This window comes from Ferdinandcohnia sp. GQ5 (assembly GCF_059759275.1).
Genome location: NZ_JCAXEW010000001.1, coordinates 146,564 through 173,029, shown reverse-complemented (window position 1 = coordinate 173,029; position 26,466 = coordinate 146,564). Strand labels below are relative to the sequence as shown.

The window sequence follows — 26,466 nt, the reverse complement described above, 5'->3', positions numbered from 1 at the left end:
CCATCCACTGAAATCACTGAATGGACAAATAATATATCCCTTGCATAATCGGATCAAAAAGCAACAAAGTTTACGATAACAGCCTTAAAATAAAAGGAACGCACTCATGTGCGTTCCTTTTGCATTATTCAATAGAGGGGATACATTATTTAGAAGTCATCCCACCCGATACTACAAATTTCATAGCATCCTCGGGCTTGACGTCAATAATTTCAATCTCATCTTTCGGTATTAGGAAGGTGAAGCCCGCGATTTGGAATGTTTGTTGTATATATACAGCTACATAATCCTTTAATGGATCATAAAAGCTTTCTACATCTTCAGTTGTAATAAAACCAATTGCTTTTACATCCGTACCCGGTATCGTTACAAGTGCGACTTTTGAAAATGATTTCTTTTCTCCAAGAAAGGAGTTAAATGTGTCCTTTATAACAGTGTAAAGAGTTTTGATTAACGGAATCCTTTCTAACAGTCTGTCAACCAATCGAAAGATAGCCCCGGCAAATACTCTTGTTGATAACCACCCCAAGATTGTGATGACTACAAACGTGAGTAAAAGGCCAATTCCTGGAATATAATCTTCTCGAAAATAGGGTTTCAGGAAGTTCCCCAAAATCCCATCTAAAAACAAAAATACTTTAAAGACAACATACACAACTAAAATAATCGGAACAATTGTCAAAATACCATTAATAAAGTTTCGTAAAATACTTTTCATATCATTTTCTCCTCGTATCCCTTTTCGACTAAATCACCACTGCTTAAAGATTTTACACTATGGCCAAATAAGAATACAAATGAAAATGGTTCTATTTTTATAAGGTAGAATAATAAAAAAGGGCAAAAGCTCGAAAAGTTAGCTTGCCCTTTTTTCCAATTCATTTAGTCGATTCGGTTCAGGTAATAAGAGATTCATAAACGCCGCAATGAGAACAATAAAGATTGAAAGATATAAAGATAAGTCGTAATTCCCATAATGACTAAATAAAAGGCCAGGAATATAAGCACCAAGTGCGGACCCAATTTGATGACTAAGAGACAAACATCCAACAATAAAACCAATTGAATACTCTTTAAAATATTGGGTTACCAATAATGAAGTTGGTGCAACTGTAGCAAAATCAACGAATCCAAAAACGGCGGCAAATATTAATAGCAACACAGTATTATGTGAGTAGACTAGAATACCAATTGATAGTGCGCGTGTAAAATATATGAACACTAATAATTTACGGCTACTCCAGTAATCAATGATAACACCTGAAAGAAGGATTCCAACTATATTACAAGCTGCTAAAATACTTACAGCTGTACCCGTCACAGTTGGTGAAAAGCCATGGTGATGGGATAAAGGTATTAAATGTGTATCCATTAATCCTGTTGTCGTAAACCCACAAACAGCAAATGGAAGCATTATAAACCAAAATTGACGCATTTTAAAAAGCATGCTGAGCGAAACAGGTTTCTTGGAGAAATCTGACTTTGTTTCCTCTTCCTCGATAATTTTTCCACCTAAAGGCTCCATTGCTTTTTCATTCGGGTGATTACGTAAAAAGAGTAGAACAATAGGGAAGACGATTATGACTAATAATGCCCCTAGTATAAAAATGGTTGTTCTCCAATCAAACCATTGAATTAACATTAATGATCCAGGAACAAGGAGCATTTGTCCAAAACCAAAACCTGCTTCCATGATTCCTAGCGCAAGCCCTCGCTTTTTATTAAACCAATTCGTAATAAGAACCGTCCCTGCTACATTTGATGCACCACCGACTCCAATTGATACAAGGGAGTAGAGGACAAATAATTGCCATGGCTGTGTAACGAAAGTGATAAAAAAGAAACTAACCCCTACAAGTAGGGTACTAATCGATAATATAAGTCGTGCACCATACCTGTCTATCAACCTACCAATAAAAGGCTGTGATAATCCATAAATGACAAAACTTAGTGTGGAAATAAGTGAAGTAGTTACCCGATCCATATGTAAATCATTTTCCCATGGTTCTACGAATGCCCCGAACGCAAGCCTTCCACCTTGAACTGCTAAGAATGTGAGGAATGTAACAAAGACAATCATCCACGCATAATGAAATTTACTCTTCATTTTGATCTCCTTCGTTTAATGATTGTATTAGGTCGTACAAATAAAAAAAGGCAAATGAATATTCCATTGGCCTATCGCTTTGGTCAATATATTAGAATAATAGTACCAAACTTTTATCAGATATTTCAATTATTTTTTAATAGTCTTATAGATAATCATGTCAATGGCCCTTCCTTTCATGAAATCACAACATATTTTATTAGTATATTTCATTACAAAAAGGAGGGAGTGTCATGAGTAGGAGAAGAAGATTTGGTTTATGTATGCCTGGCTATAGATGGTGTGGTCCAGGCTGTGGTGGGTCCGGTCCGCCTACAAATCGTGTTGATTCATGTTGTATGAGGCATGACCTTTGTTATCAAAGATATGGCCCGTCACGAGAATGTGACTTAGCTTTTATGGAGTGTTTACGTCAACAGCGAAATCGATATACAAAAGAGGGCAGGGATGCCGCATTTTTTTATAATGTTATGAGACTTCGTAATATGTTCAGAATATAAAAAGAGTGCCAATCGATTCTTACATAGAGTAGACGATTGGCACTTTTTTATTTTTGGTTTTTACGCTGTAACTGCTTCAGTTGGTTCTTCTAATTCACTTGCTGGTCCGAAGAATTCGAAGTGAATGTTTTCAGATGCAACTCCCCATTCTTTAAGTGAACGATACATCATTTTCATGAATGGGACAGGACCGCAAAAATAGAAGTCTGCTTCCTTCGTCTCTACAGTTGCTTTTAACCACTCAAGATCAATAAAGCCTTCCTTATCAAAATTCATGTCCTGACGGTCTTGTTCAGTAGGCGCAGAGTAAGCAACAAAATTCTTTACATGATCATGTTTTGCTGCAACGCTTGCAACCTCATCCTTTAATGCATGAACCTCACTGTTAAGAGCTCCATGGATGAACATGACTTCACGTTCAGGTTGTTGTTCTACGATCGTATTTAACATGCTCACCATTGGCGTTAATCCAACTCCACCACTAATTAAGATAGCAGGAGTTTCTTTTAATTCAAGGACAAAGTCACCAGCTGGTGCACTTACAGTAATCACATCGCCCTCTTTAATTTCTTGATGTAAGTAAGTTGAAACAACACCATGCTCTTCACGTTTTACAGAGATACGATAATAATCTTTTCCAGGTGCATCAGAAAGACTATAATGGCGAAGATGAGTATATTCATCACCTTCAGGCTGTACTTTAACAGTTAAGTATTGACCAGCTTGGTAAGATGCAATTTCTTTTCCATCTTCAGGCTTTAAGTAGAAAGAGGTAATCACTTCGCTTTCTTTTACCTTACGATCTACTACAAAGTTTCTAAAACCTTCCCAGCCACCAGGTTGTTCCTTAGCTTCATTATACATTTCCTTTTCTACACCAATGAATGCGTCTGCAATTACACCATAAGCTTCAGCCCATGCATTGATTATCTCATCCGTTGCTGCATCGCCTAATACTTCTTTAATTGCACCAAGAAGATTTTCACCAACGATTGGGTAATGCTCTGGTTGTATTCCTAATGCACGGTGTTTTTGACCAATTTGTTTTACAGCCGGAATAATCGCCGCTAAATTATCAATGTTTGCAGCTGCTGCGTATACTGCATTTGCTAATGCAGTTTGTTGACGGCCTTGTCTTTGATTTGCATGGTTGAAAATATTTAATAATTCAGGGTTATTAGTGAACATACGCTTGTAAAAATGAGAAGTAATATCTTTACCATATTTTTCTAGTACTGGAACTGTGCTTTTCACGATTTCAATTGTTTTTTGGCTAAGCATGATATAACGTCCTTTCCTAAACCAATATTTTGAATACATGTTTATAATATAATGACAGTGATAATAAAAGATACCCTTTGAATACATCTTTTGAAAAGTTGTCACATTTACAGTAGAAATAGGACTTTCATGCTATACTAATAGTGAACTCACCAATATAAGGGGTTTTTTATAATGAAACTAACAAATTATACCGATTATTCATTACGTGTATTAATGTATCTGGCAATGAAAAAAGACGAAGAATTGACCACAATACAGGAAATTGCAGAAGCTTATAATATATCAAAAAATCATTTAATGAAGATCATTCATCATCTAGGAAAACTGGAATATATCATAACCATTAGAGGACGTAATGGGGGCTTTAAGCTAGCAAAGCATCCAAAGGAGATTAATATCGGAGAAGTAGTTTCTAATACCGAAGAGGACTTTAACGTCGTTGAATGTTTTAAAGAAGGTGGAGGCTATTGCGCAATTTCACCATCTTGTAAACTAAAACGGGCTCTATACGAAGCATTACAGGCATTCATTAACGTGCTATATGGATATACATTAGATGACCTAGTTACCAATAAGAATGATTTGCTTGATTTATTTCGCCTACAAAACAACGAAGAAGGAAACTAAGCTGAACTTATTAAACACTTCGAACGGTATAACCTAAGTATTACTCTAATAGGAACCAATACTAGTCGTTTTACATACATTTAAGTAGACGAAGTAATTAGTAAAATACTGGTTTCGAAGGAGAAGAAGTGAGATGATAAGACAAACGTCTGGTTTTTACTGCCCTTATTGTCATGGATACTTAGAACCACGGAATATGTATGATGAGTATTATTACAACCAATACGTACCACAATACCCATCACCTTACTATGGCTGGGATTGGAACCGCAATCCTGATACTATCTTAGGTAAGGCCACTTGGACATGGGGAGGTACGCCAACAAAGTGTGAAATTGGCTGGTCCTATGATAACAACATGACTGCAGCCGTAGGGGAAAATAGCCCTTTTAAATGCGGCCAACGTTTACGAATCCGAAACGTTTCGTTTGTTCCGAATCAAGATATCATTGTAACAGTTGTTGATGAAGTGAAGAAATTCCCAGCAAACCGAATCAATCTTCACCGTAAAGCGTTTGAAGCACTAGGTGCAGCGCCAAGTGTTGGGGTACTAAATGTAGAAATTACACCCATTGATTAAATGACAAAAGGAGAACAATGTCTAAATTGTCCTCCTTTTTTATTTTATAATTCTCTATTCAATAGGGACAACTGTTCACGATCAATTTCTTCATCATGATCCTCAAGCAGATTTTCCGAATGCAAAGCATCATAAGCGGGGTTCGTGATATAAAGTACCTGATTCTTCAGATGTTCATCCTTCTTCATGTAATACCATCCTTTCCCAGTTAGTATGATACTAATATGGCTCTTTCTAGTTCATTTTACACATAAAATAAAACAAAAAAGCCATCTAGCAGGTAGATGGCGAGATCCTTTAATATAAATAAAGTCGTTTATACAGGAGTCGCTAAAAGTTCTTTAAGGTGTTTATCTATTTGTTCAAAATAAGCTGGACCATCTGCGCCGAATAATCCAAAATGACCGCAAATGCTGTTAATCACACGAAGTTCACTGTTAGGAATCAATTTTTGTTCTGCTTCACAATCACGCGGAGGGAAGAACATATCTTCATCAATTGGCATAACAAATGTTTTTGCTTTAATTCTTCCAAGCGCTTCTTCTAGATTACCATTTGTCATTCGGCTAACATCCCCGCGTTGCCATTTCCATGCCATTGTTAATAGCGCGTTTGGATCCATCGCTGCAAAAAGAGGCTGTAAAAAGTCGTTTACGAATTCTGCGACAGAATCGACACCAAATAGGCGCCATTTTTCCTGTTTGTAAAATTCCGTACTAAGTCCCATAACAGCCCATATTTTAGCATGCCTGTTTAATCCGTCAACCACTTCTGTACAAGACTGATAGTTTCCATGATTCCAGCCTGGATCTGAAGTAATCGCTTCGATTAATGTGTCAGTAAAGATGAAATCATGAGTCGTATTCTTGGCAGTACCCGCAATCGGAGCTGCACGTTTAACCATGTCGGGAAATCTAACTGCCCATTCGTATGTTTGTTGTGCTCCCATAGACCCGCCAACAACTAACGCAATTTCATTGATACCATACTTTTCAGTAAGGAATTGATGCTGAGCTCGTACATCATCACCAATTCTAACATCCGGGAAATTCGACATACTTATGGGAGCAGGACTGTTATGAGGTGAGCTTGAAAGACCATTTCCAATTTGGTTGATGATCACAATAAAGTATTTAGACGAATCCAATGCTCGTCCTTCGCCAATATATGGTTCATAGGCTTTATTTGTACCAGAAAACCAAGTAGGAATGACAATAGCATTATCTTTTGCTTCATTAAGCTCTCCGAACGTAGCATAGGCAAGCTGACAATTTGGAATCACGCCACCTTCCTCTAGTTTGAAATCTCCTAAATGAAAAAGCTCATAGGGTCCGTGGAATTCTTGTGTATAAAATGAATTTTCAATCAATGTAGCAACCACCTTTCATTTAATGGAATCTATTAATACAATATATATAGGTAAAATACGTTATTAAGAACTGCTAGATGGACAAACTTTTAAATAAAATTGACTTTTATATTGACTAAGGGGTGCACCACACACTTTAAGATAAAAAGGGAGGGCGAGGATGTACAAAATAAAGGAATTTGCGGAACTGACCGGATTAAGCAAGGAAACTTTGCGTTACTATGCGGAAGTCAAACTTCTAGAACCAGCTTACATTGATCCAAAAAACAAATACCGCTACTATGATGATGGTAGCTTTTTTCTTGCAGTACTACTAGTAAAACTAAGAAAGCTTGGCTTTTCAATTCAAGAAATGGTATCAGTCATGGAGGATGAGTCTTTCGCAAACCTAGATAAATTACTCATTCAAAAGAGAACTAAAATTGAGCATCAAATTGCAGAACTACAACAACAAAAGGAAGAGATTGATGAATTTCTCGCATCTGGGAAGGAGGAAAACAAATGATTGAATGGAAAGAAGAAACGATCATTGAGGCGAATATTGAAAAGGTTTGGATGCTATTTTCGGACGAACATATAAAGAAAATAATGCCGAAAGTAGAAGAGCATACCTTGATTGAAAAAACAGAAGAAGAGGTTGGGGCAAAGCATCAACAAAAATATCGGGAGGGAAAACGTGTAGAAACCTATATTGTTGAAACGACACAATATGATAATACCGAAAACAAAAAGCTAAAGCAAACAAGCTTTGTACTCGGGAAAGCATTTGAAATTACTACGACTTTCACCCTACTAAAAATTGACGAGTCCCACACTAAATTCATATATGAAGGACAAAACATAGGAGTTAATTTTGTCGGACGGGCCATGCTAAAACTAAGCAGTAAAAATGCAAACAATGATGTTGTAAGGGAATTTTATGGAGCGCGTACGAAATGAAGCATTAAAAATATAGGCTCTTTTCTAAAAGATTGTTGCTTTTTGTTAATAAATTGCAAACCAATTTGATTGGAGCGTAAGGTGGCGACTCCTGCGGGAAAAGCGTGAGACTTGAGACCCCGCATGAGCGGTATCGACGAGGAGGCTCAAGCCACGCCCGCGGAAAGCGTCCACCTGAAGCGGAAGTCAACGATATAAAAACAACAAAGTTTGCGAAACAGCCAAAATATAAAAGTAAAATTTTTTTTAAAAGAAAGCACATTTTCGTTACCTCATCATATACTACTTATTGTGTGAGAAAAATGTTAGAAGGGAAGTACGGAAAATGAGCAACGAGATTAAAACACCAGTTACAAATGATTACAAGGATAGTGAAGGGTATAAAGTAATTGAAGTCAACCTCAACAATCCAACAGAAAACCTATTTGCAGTCGTAACACCTATTAAAATGCAATAAGTAACGAATTTAAAATACTATCTTTTCGTACGTATACTTACATAGAAAAGATAGTATTTTTTATTTTGTAAGAATAGGAGCATCGAGTACAATGAGGATACCAAATCTTTTAAAGGAGCAATACAATGGAGGATTTAAACCATCTCGTTACATTATTCGAAGAACATAGTAATCCCGCTAATGCGTTACCGATGCAAAAATATATGAAAAACCATTTTCCGTTTCTCGGAATAAAAACACCTTTAAGGAGACAATTAACACGTAATTTTTATAATGAAACAGGAATATTAAAAAAGGATTTAAATCTTGAACTTGTTACACAGTTGTGGAAAAAGGATGAACGGGAATACCAATATGCTGCACAGGATTATTTAGTTAGATCTATAAAAAAAGTCAATAGTAGCCATTTAACTTTTATCGAAGAGCTCATTACTACAAAATCTTGGTGGGATACTGTCGATGTTCTTTCACCACATATAGTTGGAAATATTGCTAAAGTAACACCTAGTATGATAGAGGAAACAATTGAAGGCTGGGCATTTGGTGAGCATTTATGGCTTACACGTTCATCAATTCTTTTCCAGTTAAAATATAAGGAAGAAACAAATGAAAACATCCTGTACAAATACATAAAAGCCAATGCAACAAGTAAAGAATTTTTCATCCAAAAAGCAATTGGCTGGGCTTTGCGCGAATACTCAAAGACAAACCCAGATTCAGTCCGTCAATTTATAAATGAAACACCATTGCAAAAGCTAAGTGTTAGAGAAGGTAGTAAATATATTTAAGGCCAGGAATCTCCCGGCCTTTACTTAATTACTCCTAAAATGGTATATTTACCAGATTTAAACTGGAATGTGATTTCATATGTTTCACCTTTGCTAAATTGAGCGCAAAAATCCTCGACCTCTTTTTTATCTTCGCTATAAAACTGATACACGCTGTATGGATCACTTACATTACAACTGTATTTTCCATCACCATTTTTTTTGGCCGATACGGAAACTTCCTGAACGATTATGGAGGTTTCTTTCTCATAGGAGGGGCGAAGATTACCAGAACCCATGGTCACTATAATAATGAATAATCCTATTAAACTTATAATAAACGCCTTTTTCTTTTCCATTTTTACAAAAAACATAAAAATACCGCAACCAATCGCTCCAATTCCTACTGCAAATAGAGCGATCATTAAATAAAATAACATCCCAGCACTCCTTTCTATAAATTGAATATTCAGACTGTTATCCATATTATACCATATAATGAATCTTAGAATCTTGAATTCATCAAATACCTTTACATTTTTGCAAGTACATACTATCCTTATAGAAAGAATATTCGTAACTACTAGGGGTGCCCGATTGGGCTGAGAGAAAAGCGTGCGTTTTTTAACCCTTTGGACCTGATCCGGATTATACCGGCGGAGGAAAGTAGAGTGGAAAATGTCCATTTTTTCTTGATACCTTAAACCAGGTCCATTTATGTGGAACTGGTTTTTTTGCGTTTTTCTTATTTTCTATTTGAGGAGGCTACTAGAATGAAACTACAAAATCAGGTTATTCTCGTTACCGGTGGTGCACGAGGATTAGGAAAGGAAATCGTAAAAGCTTTATCGAATGAAGGGGCAAAGGTAGTAATCAACTATTTTCATAGTGAAGCAAAAGCTCGTTCTCTACAAGAAGAAATCGGTGAAAATGCGATCTCCATTCAAGCTGATGTGAGAAATCGTGAACAAGTACAGAATCTATTTGTTGAAGCGAAAAAATATTTTGATCAACCTATAACAACCGTTGTAAATAATGCCTTAATCAATTTTCGTTTTGACCCAGTCGCAAGAAAGAACGCCGAAACTATTTCTTGGGAGGATTTTCACGCACAGCTCGAAGGAGCAATAAAAGGAGCTTTACATACAACACAAGCAGCACTTCCAGACATGAAAGAGCTTGGCTTTGGACGTATTGTAACAATTGGCACGAATCTCTTTCAAAATCCTGTTGTTGCTTACCATGATTACAACACTAGCAAAGCAGCTCTTTTAGGATTCACTCGGAACATGGCAAAAGACCTTGGTCCATATGGAATAAACGTAAATATGATTTCTGGGGGATTACTTCAAACAACGGATGCAAGTTCGGCAACGTCTGAAGAGGTTTTCCAATTGATAAAGGAATCTACGCCACTACAAAAAGTAACAACACCGGAAGATGTAGCAAACGCAGTTCTTTTCTTTGCATCACCTTGGAGTAAAGGGGTAACGGGTCAAAACCTTATTGTTGACGGCGGTTTGGTAATGAATTAAATCGGTAATGGGGGATTCATCTTGAGTAAAACACTAAAAATGACACTCACAGCAATGCTTGTCGCTATCGGAACAGTTACAAGTCATTTATTTGCAATTCCAATAGGTTTCACAAAAGTATTTCCTATGCAGCATTTTATTAATGTCTTGTCGGCGGTTATCTTAGGTCCAGCATACGCCGTGCTTCAAGCTTTTTCTGTATCTTTACTTCGAAACATGCTTGGGACTGGCTCTTTATTTGCCTTTCCAGGAAGTATGATAGGAGCTTTTTTAGCAGCAATCCTTTATACAAAAACTAAGAAAGCGTCAATGGCAATGACAGGTGAAATTATTGGAACAGGGATCTTAGGGGCAATTGCTTGTTATCCAATTGCCACGCTTATTCTTGGACAGGATGCAGCCATTTTTGGCTTCATACCATCGTTTATTTTCAGCTCCATTGTGGGATCTATTTTTGGATTTATCATTGTTGGAATCGTATTAAAAAACCCCGCGTTCAATAAATATCTAGAACGAAACTACTAATACGTAAAAAAAAGCTAGAGGTGATTATGCAGTCTTCTAGCTTTTTAACATTAAAAGGGATGTTACTACTTATATAAATGCACAGAATTGGTTTCTAATTAAAACTACAAATTCACTTTCCATTGTATATTCAACACAGTAAAGAAATGCGTAAACTTTTATTTAGTTTGGTAGTATAAAGTCATTTGAAAATACATAATAAGGTAGAAATGATTTCTAAAAAAACAAAAACTGTAATAAATATCTATTTGTGTATCTTTTTTAAGGGAAAAAGCGATAAAAGCATACGTAAAATTGAGATGCGTATGCTTTTAGATAGTTTAGCAATATGAAGTCATGCGTAAATTCCAAAATAAGGTAGAGTCGATCTCAATTAAGATTAAGACTGTAATAAATATCCATTTGTGTATCATTTTTTAAGCGAAAAAGTGATAAAAGCATACGTAAAATTGAAATGCGTATGCTTTTATATAATTTAGCAATATAAAGTCATACGTAAATTCCAAAATAAGGTAGATTCGATCTCAATTAAGATTAAGACTGTAATAAATATCCATTTGTGTATCATTTTTTAAGCGAAAAAGCGATAAAAGCATACGTAAAATTAAATGCGTATGCTTTTAGATAGTTTAGCAATATAAAGTCATGCGTAAATTCCAAAAAAAGGTAGAATTGATTTCAATTATGATTAAAAATGTAAGAAATATCCATTTGTGTATTGTTTTTAAGCGAAAAAGCGATAAAAGCATACGTAAAATTGAAATGCGTATGCTTTTATATAATTTAGCAATATAAAGTCATACGTAATATCCAAAAAAAGGTAAAAATGATTTCGAATACGAATGTTTCCGCACCACAATATCCGAACTACTTCTTTAGTCTCTTTTAAATCACCAAACCACCAATGATATATAACACAATGGCAATTACTCCTCCTATTGCTGAAACCTTTAATTTATATTGTGCATAATCCACTAGTTCTAAATCTAGTATTGAGGCCGTGGTTATCGTTGTGTCACCAAGTGGTGAAGTCAAAGCTCCAAATGCTCCGCTCGCAAAAACAGCTCCGACGGTTAGCGGGATGGAGGCACCCGTCGAAAGGGCCAAAGCAATTCCAAGCGGCATAAATAACCCCCATGTTCCCCAAGAGGAACCAATAAAGTACCCAACAACTGACCCAATTAGAAAAATCGTCGCAGGTGTTAAAAACCCTGGTAAAAATGAGCCTAAAGTGGAACTAATAAATTCAGAAAATCCTAGTTCCTCAGCCGATAAGGTAAGAGCCCATATAAGAATGAGAAGGGTAATCGCCTGCATCATTTGGTTTCCACCATCGTAAAAATGATACATAATTTCATGTAATTTCTGCTTTCGGATTACATAAAACACAAAAGTGAAAATTAGTGTGATAAATACAGCAAGCAGCATGACAAAGGTTGCATCGGCCATTGAAAAAGCCTCAAAGACCGATTGAGCACCAAGTGATCTACCGTTTTCCCATAGCAGATAGAGAGACAATCCTAGAAGTAAAAACACTGGGACAATTAAATGCCAAGGTTGTGCCTTTACCAGAGAAAGTTCTTTCTTAATTCCAATTCGGTGAAATTCATGATCATGTTCTTCATCATCTGCATGCTGGTGGGATTTATCACTTTTTTTAGATGGCCAAAATGTTTGAATGATTCCAATAAGGAGCATCACAATCGCATAAAAATTAAACAAAATACTTAATAAAAATACTTGGTAGGCAGACATCCCTAAATCAAGACCTTTAATGCCACCTTCGACAAGTGAAACCATAAATCCAACAAACGCAGTCGCAACCGGTAATAGAACAATAACCGATTCGGTTGAAATATCTAATGTCATGCCGACCTTTTGTTTTGATAGGTTCATTTTTTTTATGAGTTGTTTTATGATAGGTCCAATCATCATGATCCGAAACATTGGCATCATAAAGGTAAAAGGGAGAGTGAGCCATATTAATCCTAGCAGGCCACGTTCAGTCTTAATTTTCTCACCAATCCATTCCGTAAATCCTTTGATACCCCCAGCAATATTCATCATCCCAACTAAACCACCAAAAACATATAAAAAGCTTACGATTTTGATATTAGTTGGATCAGATAGAGTCGTCACAATATATGTAATTGATTGCTGGGTTCCACCTAATACATCAGATGTAACAAGGATTGCCCCAATCAATAATCCTAGAACTAGTCCCGGTAAAATATCCTTTAACCAAATCGCCATTCCAATTACAATTAAAAAAGGAATAAGTGAGATCCATGAATGTTCCAAACCATAATCCTCCAATATCGAAAATGTTCATTTGGTTAGTATGACCAATTTGGGAGGGGAGTATTTCAGTACACAGGAATACTTAGGGAGGTAGTAGGTAATGGATGTAGATATCAGAAGGCCAAAAATTGAAGACAAGGATGAACTTCACCGTTTTTTCAAGGATGTCATTATGGACACATTTAGTAAAGAAGGGATAGCTCATTTAACAAAGGATATAGTCGAGGAAATCGAAACAAAAAAGAGTTATTTACAATCTGATTTTACAAGTGCAGGCAAGAACCGATATTTTCTACTTGCCACCTATGAAAACACAACTGTTGGAACCATCGAGTATGGTCCTGTAAGTAAATTAATCTGCAAAAAGCATCATGCCTATTGTGATTTAGTTGAAGTTGGAACTGTTTTCGTCCATCCGAACTATCAAAAACAAGGCATCGGTACTAGGTTATTGCAATCAATATTTACAATTTTAAGGGATAGAAAAATAGAAGAGTTTTGTTTAGATAGTGGATACAAAAATGCACAAAAATATTGGAAGAACAAATTTGGTAAGCCGGATGTTATTTTAAAAGATTACTGGGGTAAAAATTTTGATCATATGATATGGAAAATACAGGTGCCGAAAAATTAGGAGTATACACAATTTGGAATGAAATAGTATACTCCTTGAAAATTTAACTAGTGGTATAAAAATACTGTCACATTTTCGTTTTCATCAATTGTTCCAAGAAGAATTTCATTTAATGTTACATTTTTGTAGGTGGCTGAAATTTTTTGTATCAGCCAATCTTCATTTTTACCAATTTTATTTAGCTCGTTATAGTCAATCTTTTTCTCCTTAATTACAGTCCTAGGATATTGGAATGGTTGAATAGGTTTGTTATAGGTACTCGGAGTTAGCGGTTGGTGTTCACTCTTTAAGAAGATAGAAAAAGAACCACCCGGCTCCCAAAACGCAAGTGCAACCTTTTGAACATCTTCCGTACTCTTCATTCTTAATTCTGATAAAAGTACATCAATTGAAATCCTTGCTTTGTTTAAATTTTTATAAAGTATATTTCCATTCTCAATCAGTAGGATAGGTGAGGGGATAAACAACTTTCGAATCTTATTAGAACGTAAACTTAATAAAATACCAATCAAATATAAGACCAAAATTACAGTCATTGTAATCATGGAACCCTCTAAACCTAATCCCTCATCTGATAATGGATGAGCAATAATATTTCCAATTAGTAAGACGATAACAAAGTCGAGAAGCCCAACCTGAGAAATCGTTCGTTGCCCCATCATTCTAGCTATCACGATAAAGAACGCAAAGCCAACAATAGCTCTGAGAATCCATTCAACAGCAGTGAGATGCTCTTGTGAAGCAAAAAAGTGCATAATTCCTCCACCTTAACCTTAATTTTCTAATTAGTTTGTACTAAGTACATTACAACTATTAGCAATAAAAACACTTTCTATCTCAGGGGAATAGAAAGTGTTTTTATATGCTCTAGAATAATCCTACCAATTGTTGAACGGATAAAATTGCGAACAGAATCAAACATGCAACAAATACGATGTTGGATAGTAAATTATTTCTATATTCTTTTTCAACACGCTTGGAGTTAAGTAACCACATTAAACTTAACGATAAAAATGGCATGAACAGAGCTCCAAGGGCACCGTATAAAATAATTAGTTGAACAGGCTTACCAAAGAATAAAAGAAGCATTGGCGGGAAGGTTAACCAAGCTAAATACGCACGGTAGGCTTTGTCTTTTTCAGTAACTGTTCGATTATGTTCTTTTTTCATCAGTCGTACAAAATCTGCAAATAGATAAGGAACCCCATTCCAAACCCCTAAAAGAGAAGAAAATGCCGCAGCCCAAAATCCAATTAAGAAGAGCCACGTGAATACGCTACCAAATTTATCCCCAATCATTTCCGATAATTGATACAACCCTTGCTCTCCCTGGATTTCGATTCCACTACCAAAAAGGAACTGACTTCCTACTATTAATAGAGAAAGAGTGAACAGCGCAGTCATAAAATAGGCTGCCTTTGCATCCAACCTCATCATCGGAATCCACTCTTTTCCTTTCCAGCCTTTTTCTCTTAACCAATAACCATACGAAGCCATCGTGATTGTTCCGCCAACACCTCCAATTAGTCCGAGTGTTAGCATAAAAGAACCTTTGGGAACAGTTGGGACAAACCCGTTTAATAAATCACCAAGGCTAGGGAGGAATAAGATTGCAGAACCAACTACAGAAACAAACATTAGACCAATTAGAATCATCATTACTTTTTCAAATAGGAGATAACGACCACTCCAAATGAGGAGGAATCCTACGATAGCGTGAATAACAGCCCATGCCCAAAACGGAAGTACAGGAAACATCGCACTCATGGCTAAAGCACAGGCGGAAGTCGCTGCGGCTCCATACACAAATCCCCAAATAACAGAGTACACACCGAAATAACCAGTGGCCCATTTTCCCATTTGCTGCCAGCCTTCGATGATCGTTTTACCTGTGCCAAGGTGCAAACGACCTACACCTTCATTTAAAAAATATTTGAAAATAGAACCAAGAATGATTGCCCATACAAATACTAAGCCAAAGCCTGCCCCTGCAACCAATGCCGCTACCAAATCACCAGTACCTACACCTGTTGCAGCTGCAACAAAACCTGGCCCAATCATCGCTAATTTCTTTTTATAACTCGTAGGTGCATCTATTTGTGTATGAAGATTTGACATAAACTAGTCCCCTTTGTAACATTTTTTGACTATTACGATAATTCTATAGTTTAAAATTGTATCACACACTAGATAAATACACTTGATGCAAATGGTCTGAATATGCCTAGGAATATTTCCTCAAGCAGGAAAGTTTGTTTCTTACCTTTCAATTGTTAAAATAGGACTGAGGAAAAATGGAAGAAGGGATTCGTAAAATGACAAATATAAATATACCAGTCTCCGTTCTAAACCTTGCTCCAATTCGCAAAGGACAGAATGGGAAAGACGCAATCGATGCAATGGTGGACCTAGCCAAAGCAACAGAAGAAATGGGATATACACGTTATTGGATCGCTGAACACCACAATTCACCCACACTAGTTAGTTCAGCAACTCCAATTTTAATAAAACATACATTAGAACACACCAAAAAAATTCGGGTTGGATCGGGAGGTGTTATGCTTCCAAACCACTCACCACTTGTTGTGGCCGAACAATTTGGAACAATGGCCACTATTTATCCAGACCGTCTTGATTTAGGACTTGGCCGTGCACCAGGAACCGACATGATGACCGCAAGTGCTTTAAGACGGTCGCATAATGATTCTGTCTATACGTTCCCTAATGATGTAAATGCCTTACTAACATACTTTGGACCAATGGAAAAACAAGGCTATGTAAAAGCTTATCCAGGAGTTGGTACAGATGTACCAATCTATATTCTTGGCTCATCAACGGATTCAGCATATTTGGCTGCCAAATTAGGGCTACCATATGTGTTTGCATCACATTTTGCACCTCGGTTCATGGAAGAAGCGATTTCCATCTACCGCAAACGTTTTGAACCATCGGAATATTTAAGCTCTCCATACATGATGGTTTGCCTAAATGTAATTGCAACAGAAACAGACGAAGAGGCTAAACGGGAACTCACAACCATGCAACAATTTTTCTTAAATGTTGTTCGTGGTACTCAAACCCCATTACAGCCACCCGTTGATAACATGGATGAACTTTGGAATCAACCTGAAAAAGAAATGGCAACTTCTATGTCCAGTGTTACATTATTAGGAAGCAAAGATTCCATCAGGAACCAATTAACAAGCTTCCAGGAAAAATATAATGTCGATGAACTAATGGCCGTTTCATACATCTATGATCCGAATAAACAAAAACGTTCGTATGAGATATTAAAAGAAGTTGTAGATGGAAAGTAAATGCTTTTGCTCAAGAAATAGGTACCATTTTATAATAATTGGGCGACTAGAAGCAAATTGCTTCACAATAATCTATAAACTTGATAAAATAATGTATAATTAAATAATGATCTATCTTCGGGGCTGGGTGAAAATCCCGACCGGCGGTGATGAGATTATTCTCTAAGCCCGCGAGCCGCAAGGCAGGATTTGGTGCGATTCCAAAGCCGACAGTATAGTCTGGATGGGAGAAGATGGAGGTTCTGCGCGTTCAAAAATTTTAACCTCTTGAACGTTTATTAAGCATGCCTTTACCTTAACTCCCTCAAGAAACCATTCTTGGGGGTTTTTATTTGGGTATGTCTTAACATGCTGAACCTTTCTTCTTTTGAGGTGGATCGACAAAAGAGGAGAGGAAAGAAAAATGAAAAAAATACCTTTACGTCAATTTGTGGCAATTGCAATGTTGAGTACGATTTCGTACATTCTCATGTTCTTCAATTTTCCATTGCCAACATTCCCAAGCTTCTTGAACGTCGACTTTAGTGATGTTCCAGCTTTACTTGCAGCACTTATTTTTGGACCGATGGCCGGTATCTTAGTTGAATTATTCAAAAACATGATTGATTATTTTATTACCGGCAGTGAAACAGGTGTACCAGTCGGTCACATCTCAAACTTTGTAGCAGGGATAATCTTTGTACTAACAACCTACTACATTTTTAAACTATTAAAAACAAAATTAGGCTTAACAATCGGATTAATTGGCGGGACAGCCATGATGGCAATCATCATGAGTGTTCTTAACTATTATGTCTTCTTACCGGCATTCAACTTTTTCTTGAATATTCCGGCGATGTCATCACCAGAGGCACTTAAAATGGTGGTTTACGCAATCCTACCGTTCAACTTACTAAAAGGCTTGATCGTAGCAACAATCTTCATGTTGTTATATACCCGCTTACATCCGTGGATCAATAAACAAGCTTCATCGATATAGAGTACTGAAATGCAGGCACCCACTTGTGGGTGCCTGTTTTTAGGTAATAACTAGGGTATTGAACGAAGTACTTAACTCATATCGGGGCTTGAATTTTGTTCTTCATACCCTGGGTGAAGTACATAACTCGTCTATGACGCTTATGTTATGTTCTTCATGCGCTCGATGAAGTACTTAACTCATCAATGATACTTAAGTTATGTTCCTCATACACTCGGTGAAGTACATTTCTCGTTAATGAGCCTCAAGTTATGTTCCTCATAGCCCAGATGAAGAACTTACTCGACAATGATCATTAAGTTAAGTAACTTCATACCCTCGATGAAGTACATTTCTCGTCAATGAGCCTCAAGTTATGTTCCTCATAGCCCAGATGAAGTACTTACTCGACAATGATCATTAAGTTAAGTACTTCATACCCTCGATGAGGTACTTAACTCATCAATGAACCTCAAGTTATGTTCCTCATAGCCCAGATGAAGTACTTACTCGACAATGATCATTAAGTTAAGTACTTCATACCCTCGATGAAGTACATTTCTCGTCAATGAGCCTCAAGTTATGTTCCTCATAGCCCAGATGAAGAACTTACTCGACAATGATCATTAAGTTAAGTAACTTCATACCCTCGATGAAGTACATTTCTCGTCAATGAGCCTCAAGTTATGTTCCTCATAGCCCAGATGAAGAACTTAACTCGACAATGATCATCAAGTTAAGTACTTCATACCCTGGATGAGGTACTTAACTCATCAATGAACCTCATGTTATGTTCCTCATGCAATAAATCTATAAGTTTTATGTTTTATTTGAGTTGTATTAATCATAATATGTCCACTGGTGCAATCCGTTTTTAGTATAAAACTTATCCAATATCCTACCAATTCGTCGTTTAGACTCCACAATCTGACACCAATCATGAATAATATTTGTTGTGATCTTCAATTCAGGGAAAAGTAATTTTAGTTCGTCCGTACTACGTTTTACAGCATCCACAACCATTTCTTCATTACCACAGTTTTGGCAAATACACTTTCTTCCCACAATATTCACAGATAATGATCTACAATTCACACAACATATCCCTTTCCGTAAGTCACTATACTTATATTTCGGTAATGTACTGTACGGGGACTCCTCCATATGCAATGAAACTAACTTTTCCGCTAGTACTTTATGTTTCTTATTTAACATTGCAGTCGACTTATTTAGATTTTGGAAAAATGCATGTAATTGTGTTGGAAAGATTATTGGTTTTGTAAGTGGTGCTTGGTATAGGGTGAAAGCGGGGTTTACAAATACTACGTAAGCTTGAATCGGTATTGTAAAACCATAACTTTGGAGCAATTGGCGTAGTAAAGATTCACTACGATGAAGCTGGATAAGTGGATTGTAGATTTCTTTTTTTGGTTTCTTGTAAAGGATGTCTGATTCAAAAAAATAATCACATTCATAATTTTTCACTTCAAAAATATAGAGTTTGTCTGGGGTAATTATCAGGGTGTCAATTTGGAACGTGGTGTTGTTATATTGGAGTAATAAATCATTTATTACTAAACATTCGCATTCTAACTTGCTTGTATAAGAATCAAACAAAACTTCTCCATCATATCCCTTAAACAGATTTGAACAATATTGTTTTTCTTGTAATTCGTCTCTACTTTGTAGTAATTTCATAATTTCTGATCACTATAGATTCTGTTCGTTCCTTTTAAATCATACTTCACAACCTTTCTATTTAATTTCAAATCTATTATACTCATTTTTCCAAACCAACACCATAAAATGGTAAACTATTTATACATACAGCAAAAAGGGGATGGAGCGATGAAAAAGAAAATCGTCCTTGCGGGTGGTACTGGGTTTGTGGGTACTTACTTTAATAAAAAATTCACTGAACTTGGCTATGAAGTTAAAGTTATTTCTAGAAATGCACCAAACATAACGTGGAAGGATAAAACGGGGATTATACAAGCTTTAGAGGATGCCGAAATGCTGATAAACCTTGCCGGAAAGTCCGTCAATTGCAGATACAATGAGAGAAACAAACAAGAAATTCTCAATTCACGAACTGAAACGACAAAACTATTGGGGGATGCAATAAAAGAATGTAACAATCCACCCTCCTTATGGATTAATTCTAGTACAGCTACTATCTATCGCCACGCGGAGGACAGACCGATGACCGAGGAAAACGGGGAAATTGGTAGTGGTTTCTCAGTGGAAGTAGCAAAAAGATGGGAGGAGGCCTTTTTTTCCTTTATATTACCGAAAACAAGGCAAATAGCACTACGTATTTCGATCGTCCTTGGTTCAGATGGAGGGGTAATGATACCTTATAAAAATTTAGTTCGCTTTGGACTAGGTGGAATTCAGGGTCCTGGAACTCAGAGATTCAGTTGGATTCATATTGAGGATTTGTTCAAAATCATTCTTTACATTCAGGAACACAACCACTTATCAGGGGTATTTAATTGTTCAACACCGAACCCTATTACAAATCGTGATTTGATGAATGCACTTAAAAGAGCTTTCAATCGGAAACTAGGTTTGCCTGCACCAGCTTGGCTTCTTGAACTTGGTGCGATTTTTATTCGAACGGAAACGGAACTAATTTTAAAAAGTAGGTGGGTTATTCCAGAACGCCTTGTAAAAGAAGGTTTTATTTTTAGCTATCCCACAATCGACCAGGCTCTTGCACAAATAATAAATCAAAAATGTTGAAACTATTTTCCCATATAACCGTAAATAATACTATTAAAACGTAATGGAGGAGATTTTATGCAAAGTAAAGGTTGCGTTAAATGTGGGAGTACGAATGCCGGAACGAAGGATGTTTCGATGACAGGTTCAGGGATTACAAAAATGTTAGATATACAAAATAATCGTTTTACTGTGGTATTTTGTAAGAATTGTGGATACTCTGAGTTTTACAACAGGGATTCTTCGAAAGCATCAAACATACTTGATTTATTCTTTGGATAATATGAAGGAGACAAATTAATCATGTTGCAACAGTTCACTATACAAACAAATAAGCGAGACCAAATGATAGATGTAACAGATAAAGTCCAAGAGGTAGTTGATCAAAGTGGAATGAAAGGGTGCGTAGTGGTCGTATATTGCCCCCATACTACAGCTGGAATAACGATAAATGAAAATGCGGACCCTGATGTGAAACGGGATATGTTACGTCGTTTCGATGAGGTCTACCCATGGCATCATGAGCTAGACCGTCATATGGAAGGAAATACTGCAGCTCATTTGAAGGCAAGTACTGTTGGCGCATCACAACACGTAATTGTGACAGAAGGACGTTTACTTTTAGGGACATGGCAAGGTATTTACTTTTGTGAGTTTGATGGTCCACGAACACGTACCTTTTATGTGAAAATCATATAAAAAGGCGAATCCTGATAGATTCGCCTATTCACCGTTGTAAAAAACAATTTCATCTATATCGTGAATCCACTCCTTAGCATCAGTACCATCAGGATTTGCCTTCCAAAGTGTTCTTTTATGATCAAGGATAGATGCGCCTCTAGTCCATACCAGTTTATTAATAGAAGGGACAAATTGTGGACTAAAGTCTCCAACACCACTTGGAGGTTCGGTTATTTTTATTTGATTATTTGCTTTTAAATCAATACGAACAAGATAAGGACGGGGATGCTTGCTAAAATCATTGGTCCATTCCTGTTCGTGGACACGAGAGACAACAATCGATTCGTTTGATAGCCAATCAAAGTCCAATTCTGCGTAGTCTGCTGGAGTATACGTACTTGAAACTGGCATTTCCCGAACCTTTAAATCTTTGTTTTTAAAGCCAAAGACAATTCTTCCGCCACCCGCAATATACGCAAGTGTATCTGCACTTGGGGACCATTTCGGTTTTCCTACTCCGAAAATAATTTCATCCAATACTTCAAAATTTTCCCCTTTGCTATCAATCACGCAAAGCATATTGCTGTCCATTGACCATGATGCAGTAGGAGAAACGATAAACGAGATCCATTTTTTACTTGGTGAGTATTCAAAATGATCCGCATACACGGCAATTAATTTATTTTCTTTCGTTGTTCCAACTTCTCGCGGAAGTTGAAAAAAACGTTCAACCCCACCATATAAATCAATGTCATGGTAATTATCGTTTACCTTTTTGGTATAAAGTGTCGCGCTTGTCCATCCGTCAGGCTGCAACACACCTGAGGAAGAAAGGAGGAAGCCGCTTCCATCTGGAAGCCAACTGAAGCCATGCACACCTGTTGCAATATTATAGAAACGGATAAGATCAGAGATATCTAGGATTCCACTAGCATTAAAAGCGACCACATTATCCGTCGGAGACCAGGTTGGTGCATAGCCATCATAGAATAATTTCTGTTTCTCACCAGTTTTTACATGATAAGCCCATATCTCAGATTGTTGTTGGTCCTTTTCAAACTCTGATGGTGTAGAGAGTTGATATAAAATCCACTTTCCATCGTGGGACCAAGAGGGCTTTGAGTATACATTTTTTGATGAAGTAATTTGAATTTCTTTGTCATTCATGAATAACCAAACATCACCATCTCGTATAAAACTTGCTTTTATAGAATGTTGGCTTTCTGCAAAGATAGGGATAGGAACAAACAAAAGTAAGCAAACTGTCATTATCAAATATCGATACATCTAAATTCCTCCTTTTTTCTCATATATACCTTAATTTCTATCTAAAATCCTCGGAGTATGTGTAGCAGAAATTTTTCCAAGTATTTGTTAAAATGGGAATAAGCCTTACATTTTTGAATTTCTTTAGGAGGGGAATATGGATGGATGAACGTTATCCGATAGGAGAATTCCAATTTCAGGGGGATTTAACAGAAGAATTAATCACCAATTGGATTAAGGAGATTGAGAAATTACCAGGATTGGTGAGGGCAGCAGTGAATGAATTGTCAGACCAACAGCTTGACACACCTTATCGTGAAGGTGGATGGACACTTAGACAGGTTGTTCACCATATTGCAGACGCATCGATGAATTCATATATTCGTTTTAAATTAGCCGCAACAGAAAATAATCCAGTTATTAAACCGTATGACGAAGCCGAGTGGGCAAAGCTTGCAGATTCGACTCTACCAGTTGATGCTTCATTAGCGATTATCGAAGGTGTTCACAAGCGATGGGTGACTCTTCTACAAAACTTCGGAAAGGGCGATTTCCAATTGACCTATGTTCATCCAGAAGGTGGCGAAATGAAACTGGGTGTATTTTTAGGATTCTGCGCTTGGCATGGTAATCATCATCTTGCACATATCACAACATTGTCTACAAGGAAAGGCTGCTAAAATTTTCAGGAAAAGCGGTGCCATTAAAAGCATAGCTTTTCCGATCAACTTTAATTATCATAAACCTACATATATTTATTGGAGGTCAAATAATGGCAAAGGGACAAACAAAGACAAATGCCATGAGAATTTTAGATTCAAAAAAAATTCCATATGAAATCTATACCTATGAAGGCAATGATGGAAAAATTGATGGGGTTTCTGTGGCAAAAAAGGTCGGAATAGACCCCAAACTGGTCTATAAAACACTTGTTGCTCACAGCAATACAAAGGACATCTTTGTGTTCGTGATTCCAGTAGAGGAAGAACTTGATCTTAAAAAGGCAGCAACCGTATCCGGTGTTAAAAAAGTAGAGATGATACCGGTTAAGGATATCCAAAAACATACAGGATACATTAGAGGTGGGTGTTCTCCGATTGGTATGAAAAAAACATATTCAACTTTTATTGACGAACATTCTAACGATCTTGATCGTATTGTTGTAAGTGCAGGTAAAATCGGAGTGCAAGTGGAGATAAAAGTAGATGACCTAATTTCCACCACTAATGGTAGTATCGCAGATATCATTAAAGCGTAAGAAGTACCATACCGTGACACAATCCTCGAAAAACTCAATAAATGAATTCAATCAAAACTTTCCATAGTCGGAAGGTTTTTTTAGTGGATCGTCTGATATTTTTGAAGAAACGAAAGTCCTAAATGAGAAGATTTCCCTCTCAATATCTTTAAAGGGTTGTTGGGAAAACGCTAATATGTTAATATATGAGTATCAAATATTTAAACTTAATATCCTTAAGGGGAGTAGCTTTAACAGCAAAGTCGTCAATACAGAGAATCGTTCTCTCGGCTTTGTTGGCAACTATGATGTTGTTAGCAAGACCTTACCAATAATACGGTATAGGTCTTTTTTGTCTTTTGAGGCCTATATCATTAAGATATAGGCTTTTTCTCATCCACTTAAAAGGAAGGGGAGTTCATAATGAATATATTTACAACGAAAAATTTCCCATTATTTATTACGAAGGAGCTTGAGCAGCTACATAAGAAAATTAGTCCGATCATGGATAAAACCTCTAAATATATATTCTGGTCATTTCCATTGATCACGATTTCACTTATCAACTTAGGATTCTTATTATTTTTCATGCCGTTTACAAATGAAGCAATTCCATCACTTGTTATATATGCAATACTCGGAGCTATTGGATTTGCATTATCAAAGGAAGCAAAATTTAAGAAAAAAGAAATTGAGGATATATCCTCCGAATATATCATTGAAAGAATTAAAAAGAGTGATGTTGTAACAGAAGGGCGTCAAAAAGACTATATTTCGAGACTACAAAGTCAGCCTAAGCTTGCTCTACATTTTTTTATTGAATTTTTAAATGAGGAAAAACAAAGAGAAAATCGAAATCTTTATTCCTAAAGGAGTCTTAAAAATATGAAAGAACCTATTGCCGAAGGAAAGTTGAAGGAAACAGCACCCGCAAAAAAAGCAATGACGAAAAAAACAATCCACCAAATCCTAATTAAGTTGCAGAGCCAAGGAGTAAATGCATCCCTAAGTAAAAAAAGAAGCAAACTTGCTTTAGGATCATAAAGACAAAACCTGACCCTTTTGAGTCAGGTTTTTTTCGTAGTTACAACATAATAAACAACAAGCATTAGTAATAAATAGACTGTATATCCAAAAAGTGAATAATCATGTTTCCAAGATATATCGTGAACAAACCAGCCGAAGTCTTCAGACATTTTTTCTCCGCATGCCATGGTAGAAGCAAGTACTAACACAGCAACAAGCTTTCCAAACAAATTCAGTTTTTGACAGATCGAAAGAAATACAACTAACATTACTGGTAAACCTAGTAGGGTAAATCCTACATTAACGGAAAACACTTCAGGAAAAGGACGCTTCGGAAAAGAGTACAAGCCTTTACCAACAAAATATAGGTCGAGATATGTCCCTATAAGAGTACCAAAAAGGACGGTAACTAATAGGCCAAAATTAATCCAAAATGGAAATGGCCTTCTTAGCAATTGCTGCGAGTTCGAATTTTTCAAGCGTTTTACAATATTCATTTTGTATCTCTCCATCTACGTTTTCGTGATCATCCATAAGGTAATGAATAACTTCCCAATCCTTATACCAATCCCCAATTTCAACAGGCTTATGTTTTCTATTTTTCCAAGCCAATTCTAATCGCGGACTATATATTCTTGGAGAACCTTTTGTAAGTTCACAGGATCTCACACGTGATTTTAATAATGTACCAGGCAAGCCTTCATCCACTTGATTAAAAATATGCGGCCAGTAATCCTTTCTAGACCCTGTATGTTGGACTTTATTAGCCCACATCTCCACTTGTTTCAGCCTCTCTTTATCCCTAAATAAAATGGCATACAATCGTTTTCCTAACAAAATACGTTCTCGAACACTTTTAAAGTGATGGAGGGTTTGACCAATCAAGTAAGTTTTTCCTTTTTCTTCGAACGGAAAAAGAATATGGTTTAAATCGAATAAATCCTGCAACTTAAATTGCACTGTATCGAGGACCTCTTTTTTATACGTGCTGTTAGATATGATTCGCTTTTCAAGATAGCTTTGCTCGTTAATTATTTGAGCCATTGTTAATAGATATGTGTCTTGTTTCACCCAGAAATAATTCCACATCGTTTCCATAAAAATCGAAACATGAAAATGAGGGAGCAGGTAAAATAAATTTCGCCGATATTGTTTACTAGCCTCATAGAGTAAGAATTGTGGAAAAGCATCCTGAAAAATTAACCAGTTCCCACGTTCCAAAAAAGAAAAATAAGACTCTGTTTCTTTCTGTGTTAACAATCTTGAAAGCTGGCCACCTTTTAAATCTGTCATATTCCACCCTCCATTCCTGGACACCATATGTCCAAGGAATGCCCAATGGATTTCAGGGTGAGCATGATAGAAATCCAGATATGCTTTTGTCCTCGTAATATTATTTAAATTGAGACTTCCCGTTATCGCATGTATTCGCTGAATCAAATACTGCTCTTCTACTGACAGTGGTGGCATCATTTTTTGTCTTTGACGTCTTTTAAGCGCTTTTTTGATTTGCAAAAGAGATTCAGAGAGTGGAAGCTTCTTCTTTTGGAAAAATTTGCACATCTGTTGACCTCCTCTATGAATGCTCGCGGATTCCGCTGAATATGTATGGAGTAGGTTGAAGGGAGGTGT

32 protein-coding genes and 2 riboswitches are annotated in these 26,466 nt (G+C 36.6%); of the genes, 19 read left to right on the top strand and 13 right to left on the bottom strand.

The genetic code is table 11. The annotated features are described in order from the left end of the window. Positions 1 to 145: 145 nt before the first annotated feature. Both AC6CHV_RS00810 and AC6CHV_RS00805 read right to left on the bottom strand, forming a co-directional pair. On the bottom strand, positions 146 to 718 hold the full coding sequence (locus AC6CHV_RS00810; RefSeq protein WP_341331707.1) for a DUF502 domain-containing protein: 573 nt from the start codon (positions 716 to 718) through the stop codon (positions 146 to 148). Positions 719 to 856: 138 nt separating this feature from the next. Continuing rightward, positions 857 to 2,107: an MFS transporter gene (locus AC6CHV_RS00805; protein WP_341331708.1), complete on the bottom strand. Its 1,251-nt coding sequence runs from the start codon at positions 2,105 to 2,107 to the stop codon at positions 857 to 859. Positions 2,108 to 2,340: 233 nt separating this feature from the next. Here AC6CHV_RS00805 and AC6CHV_RS00800 point away from each other — a divergent pair, with 233 nt between their 5' ends. Beyond that, the gene (locus AC6CHV_RS00800; RefSeq protein WP_498077881.1) at positions 2,341 to 2,607 is read left to right on the top strand and encodes a Parvovirus coat protein VP1-like protein; all 267 of its coding nucleotides are present in this window, start codon (positions 2,341 to 2,343) and stop codon (positions 2,605 to 2,607) included. 60 nt (positions 2,608 to 2,667) lie between these two features. On the opposite strand, the gene hmpA is transcribed toward AC6CHV_RS00800, so the two are convergent. Further along, positions 2,668 to 3,888: an NO-inducible flavohemoprotein gene (gene hmpA, locus AC6CHV_RS00795; RefSeq protein WP_341331709.1), complete on the bottom strand. Its 1,221-nt coding sequence runs from the start codon at positions 3,886 to 3,888 to the stop codon at positions 2,668 to 2,670. Between the two features lie 174 nt (positions 3,889 to 4,062). On the opposite strand from hmpA, the gene AC6CHV_RS00790 reads away from it, so the two are divergent. Both AC6CHV_RS00790 and AC6CHV_RS00785 read left to right on the top strand, forming a co-directional pair. Beyond that, on the top strand, positions 4,063 to 4,518 hold the full coding sequence (locus tag AC6CHV_RS00790) for an RrF2 family transcriptional regulator (RefSeq protein WP_341331710.1): 456 nt from the start codon (positions 4,063 to 4,065) through the stop codon (positions 4,516 to 4,518). Between the two features lie 133 nt (positions 4,519 to 4,651). After that, a complete protein-coding gene (locus tag AC6CHV_RS00785) occupies positions 4,652 to 5,098 on the top strand; it encodes an RlpA-like double-psi beta-barrel domain-containing protein (protein WP_341331711.1) in 447 nt (148 codons plus the stop codon). Positions 5,099 to 5,142: 44 nt separating this feature from the next. On the opposite strand, the gene AC6CHV_RS00780 is transcribed toward AC6CHV_RS00785, so the two are convergent. Together AC6CHV_RS00780 and AC6CHV_RS00775 are read right to left on the bottom strand one after the other, a co-directional pair. Continuing rightward, positions 5,143 to 5,286: a hypothetical protein gene (locus AC6CHV_RS00780; RefSeq protein WP_258722788.1), complete on the bottom strand. Its 144-nt coding sequence runs from the start codon at positions 5,284 to 5,286 to the stop codon at positions 5,143 to 5,145. Positions 5,287 to 5,414: 128 nt separating this feature from the next. Next, positions 5,415 to 6,467, bottom strand: a complete 1,053-nt coding sequence (locus AC6CHV_RS00775) for an alpha/beta fold hydrolase (RefSeq protein ID WP_341331712.1) — start codon at positions 6,465 to 6,467, stop codon at positions 5,415 to 5,417. Positions 6,468 to 6,627: 160 nt separating this feature from the next. Between AC6CHV_RS00775 and AC6CHV_RS00770 the strand changes: the two genes are divergently transcribed. The 4 genes from AC6CHV_RS00770 (at position 6,628) to AC6CHV_RS00755 (ending at position 8,651) form a co-directional block, all read left to right on the top strand. Further along, positions 6,628 to 6,972 carry a MerR family transcriptional regulator gene (locus AC6CHV_RS00770; RefSeq protein WP_341331713.1) on the top strand — a complete coding sequence of 115 codons (345 nt, stop codon included), beginning with the start codon at positions 6,628 to 6,630 and terminating at the stop codon, positions 6,970 to 6,972. After that, complete coding sequence (locus tag AC6CHV_RS00765; protein WP_341331714.1) at positions 6,969 to 7,406, top strand: SRPBCC family protein; 438 nt, start codon at positions 6,969 to 6,971, stop codon at positions 7,404 to 7,406. Before AC6CHV_RS00770 ends, AC6CHV_RS00765 begins: the two co-directional genes overlap by 4 nt. Before the next feature lie 325 nt (positions 7,407 to 7,731). Continuing rightward, positions 7,732 to 7,863: a hypothetical protein gene (locus tag AC6CHV_RS00760; RefSeq protein ID WP_257215736.1), complete on the top strand. Its 132-nt coding sequence runs from the start codon at positions 7,732 to 7,734 to the stop codon at positions 7,861 to 7,863. A 125-nt stretch (positions 7,864 to 7,988) separates the two neighbouring features. After that, the gene (locus AC6CHV_RS00755) at positions 7,989 to 8,651 is read left to right on the top strand and encodes a DNA alkylation repair protein (protein ID WP_341331716.1); all 663 of its coding nucleotides are present in this window, start codon (positions 7,989 to 7,991) and stop codon (positions 8,649 to 8,651) included. 20 nt (positions 8,652 to 8,671) lie between these two features. On the opposite strand, the gene AC6CHV_RS00750 is transcribed toward AC6CHV_RS00755, so the two are convergent. Further along, a complete protein-coding gene (locus AC6CHV_RS00750) occupies positions 8,672 to 9,070 on the bottom strand; it encodes a hypothetical protein (RefSeq protein WP_121448611.1) in 399 nt (132 codons plus the stop codon). Positions 9,071 to 9,205: 135 nt separating this feature from the next. After that, positions 9,206 to 9,312, top strand: a riboswitch (TPP riboswitch). 91 nt (positions 9,313 to 9,403) lie between these two features. Between AC6CHV_RS00750 and AC6CHV_RS00745 the strand changes: the two genes are divergently transcribed. After that, positions 9,404 to 10,165 (top strand): 3-oxoacyl-ACP reductase, encoded by a 762-nt coding sequence (locus AC6CHV_RS00745; RefSeq protein ID WP_341331717.1) that lies wholly within the window; start codon positions 9,404 to 9,406, stop codon positions 10,163 to 10,165. Between the two features lie 21 nt (positions 10,166 to 10,186). After that, positions 10,187 to 10,690 carry an energy coupling factor transporter S component ThiW gene (gene thiW, locus AC6CHV_RS00740; protein WP_440274514.1) on the top strand — a complete coding sequence of 168 codons (504 nt, stop codon included), beginning with the start codon at positions 10,187 to 10,189 and terminating at the stop codon, positions 10,688 to 10,690. Between the two features lie 885 nt (positions 10,691 to 11,575). On the opposite strand, the gene AC6CHV_RS00735 is transcribed toward thiW, so the two are convergent. Further along, positions 11,576 to 12,991, bottom strand: coding sequence for a Na+/H+ antiporter NhaC family protein (locus AC6CHV_RS00735; RefSeq protein ID WP_498077880.1), 1,416 nt, complete (start codon positions 12,989 to 12,991; stop codon positions 11,576 to 11,578). A 100-nt stretch (positions 12,992 to 13,091) separates the two neighbouring features. Here AC6CHV_RS00735 and AC6CHV_RS00730 point away from each other — a divergent pair, with 100 nt between their 5' ends. Continuing rightward, the gene (locus AC6CHV_RS00730) at positions 13,092 to 13,625 is read left to right on the top strand and encodes a GNAT family N-acetyltransferase (protein WP_498077879.1); all 534 of its coding nucleotides are present in this window, start codon (positions 13,092 to 13,094) and stop codon (positions 13,623 to 13,625) included. Positions 13,626 to 13,672: 47 nt separating this feature from the next. Here the strand turns inward: AC6CHV_RS00730 and AC6CHV_RS00725 are convergent, their stop codons facing one another. Both AC6CHV_RS00725 and AC6CHV_RS00720 read right to left on the bottom strand, forming a co-directional pair. Next, entirely contained in the window at positions 13,673 to 14,380 is a 708-nt protein-coding gene (locus AC6CHV_RS00725) for a YetF domain-containing protein (RefSeq protein WP_498077878.1), read from the bottom strand. A 112-nt stretch (positions 14,381 to 14,492) separates the two neighbouring features. After that, the gene (locus AC6CHV_RS00720) at positions 14,493 to 15,743 is read right to left on the bottom strand and encodes an Nramp family divalent metal transporter (protein ID WP_498077877.1); all 1,251 of its coding nucleotides are present in this window, start codon (positions 15,741 to 15,743) and stop codon (positions 14,493 to 14,495) included. Positions 15,744 to 15,940: 197 nt separating this feature from the next. Between AC6CHV_RS00720 and AC6CHV_RS00715 the strand changes: the two genes are divergently transcribed. Both AC6CHV_RS00715 and AC6CHV_RS00710 read left to right on the top strand, forming a co-directional pair. Next, a complete protein-coding gene (locus AC6CHV_RS00715) occupies positions 15,941 to 16,942 on the top strand; it encodes an MsnO8 family LLM class oxidoreductase (RefSeq protein WP_498077876.1) in 1,002 nt (333 codons plus the stop codon). A gap of 109 nt (positions 16,943 to 17,051) precedes the next feature. Further along, a riboswitch (FMN riboswitch) is annotated at positions 17,052 to 17,181 on the top strand. Positions 17,182 to 17,345: 164 nt separating this feature from the next. Further along, entirely contained in the window at positions 17,346 to 17,921 is a 576-nt protein-coding gene (locus AC6CHV_RS00710; RefSeq protein WP_121448604.1) for an ECF transporter S component, read from the top strand. A gap of 819 nt (positions 17,922 to 18,740) precedes the next feature. Here the strand turns inward: AC6CHV_RS00710 and AC6CHV_RS00705 are convergent. Continuing rightward, entirely contained in the window at positions 18,741 to 19,598 is an 858-nt protein-coding gene (locus AC6CHV_RS00705) for a nuclease-related domain-containing protein (RefSeq protein WP_341331724.1), read from the bottom strand. A 150-nt stretch (positions 19,599 to 19,748) separates the two neighbouring features. Here AC6CHV_RS00705 and AC6CHV_RS00700 point away from each other — a divergent pair, with 150 nt between their 5' ends. From AC6CHV_RS00700 to AC6CHV_RS00690, 3 genes are read left to right on the top strand one after another with little or no spacing between them, the layout of a single operon-like run. Further along, complete coding sequence (locus tag AC6CHV_RS00700; protein ID WP_341331725.1) at positions 19,749 to 20,645, top strand: TIGR01777 family oxidoreductase; 897 nt, start codon at positions 19,749 to 19,751, stop codon at positions 20,643 to 20,645. Positions 20,646 to 20,702: 57 nt separating this feature from the next. Continuing rightward, entirely contained in the window at positions 20,703 to 20,906 is a 204-nt protein-coding gene (locus tag AC6CHV_RS00695; RefSeq protein WP_121448601.1) for a zinc ribbon domain-containing protein, read from the top strand. 21 nt (positions 20,907 to 20,927) lie between these two features. Then, positions 20,928 to 21,323 (top strand): secondary thiamine-phosphate synthase enzyme YjbQ, encoded by a 396-nt coding sequence (locus AC6CHV_RS00690; RefSeq protein ID WP_341331726.1) that lies wholly within the window; start codon positions 20,928 to 20,930, stop codon positions 21,321 to 21,323. A 24-nt stretch (positions 21,324 to 21,347) separates the two neighbouring features. Here AC6CHV_RS00690 and AC6CHV_RS00685 read toward each other — a convergent pair whose 3' ends face one another. Beyond that, on the bottom strand, positions 21,348 to 22,592 hold the full coding sequence (locus AC6CHV_RS00685) for a TolB family protein (protein WP_341331727.1): 1,245 nt from the start codon (positions 22,590 to 22,592) through the stop codon (positions 21,348 to 21,350). Positions 22,593 to 22,732: 140 nt separating this feature from the next. Here AC6CHV_RS00685 and AC6CHV_RS00680 point away from each other — a divergent pair, with 140 nt between their 5' ends. From AC6CHV_RS00680 to AC6CHV_RS00665, 4 genes are all read left to right on the top strand, one after another. Then, positions 22,733 to 23,251: a YfiT family bacillithiol transferase gene (locus tag AC6CHV_RS00680; protein ID WP_498077875.1), complete on the top strand. Its 519-nt coding sequence runs from the start codon at positions 22,733 to 22,735 to the stop codon at positions 23,249 to 23,251. 92 nt (positions 23,252 to 23,343) lie between these two features. Then, entirely contained in the window at positions 23,344 to 23,829 is a 486-nt protein-coding gene (gene ybaK / locus AC6CHV_RS00675) for a Cys-tRNA(Pro) deacylase (RefSeq protein WP_341331729.1), read from the top strand. 402 nt (positions 23,830 to 24,231) lie between these two features. Continuing rightward, a complete protein-coding gene (locus tag AC6CHV_RS00670; protein ID WP_341331730.1) occupies positions 24,232 to 24,678 on the top strand; it encodes a DUF5392 family protein in 447 nt (148 codons plus the stop codon). Between the two features lie 15 nt (positions 24,679 to 24,693). Beyond that, entirely contained in the window at positions 24,694 to 24,852 is a 159-nt protein-coding gene (locus AC6CHV_RS00665; RefSeq protein WP_341331731.1) for a hypothetical protein, read from the top strand. A gap of 23 nt (positions 24,853 to 24,875) precedes the next feature. Here the strand turns inward: AC6CHV_RS00665 and AC6CHV_RS00660 are convergent, their stop codons facing one another. Both AC6CHV_RS00660 and AC6CHV_RS00655 read right to left on the bottom strand, forming a co-directional pair. Beyond that, complete coding sequence (locus AC6CHV_RS00660) at positions 24,876 to 25,331, bottom strand: CBO0543 family protein (protein ID WP_341331732.1); 456 nt, start codon at positions 25,329 to 25,331, stop codon at positions 24,876 to 24,878. Beyond that, the gene (locus AC6CHV_RS00655) at positions 25,258 to 26,397 is read right to left on the bottom strand and encodes a DUF2515 family protein (RefSeq protein WP_498077874.1); all 1,140 of its coding nucleotides are present in this window, start codon (positions 26,395 to 26,397) and stop codon (positions 25,258 to 25,260) included. Before AC6CHV_RS00655 ends, AC6CHV_RS00660 begins: the two co-directional genes overlap by 74 nt. Positions 26,398 to 26,466 lie beyond the last annotated feature (69 nt).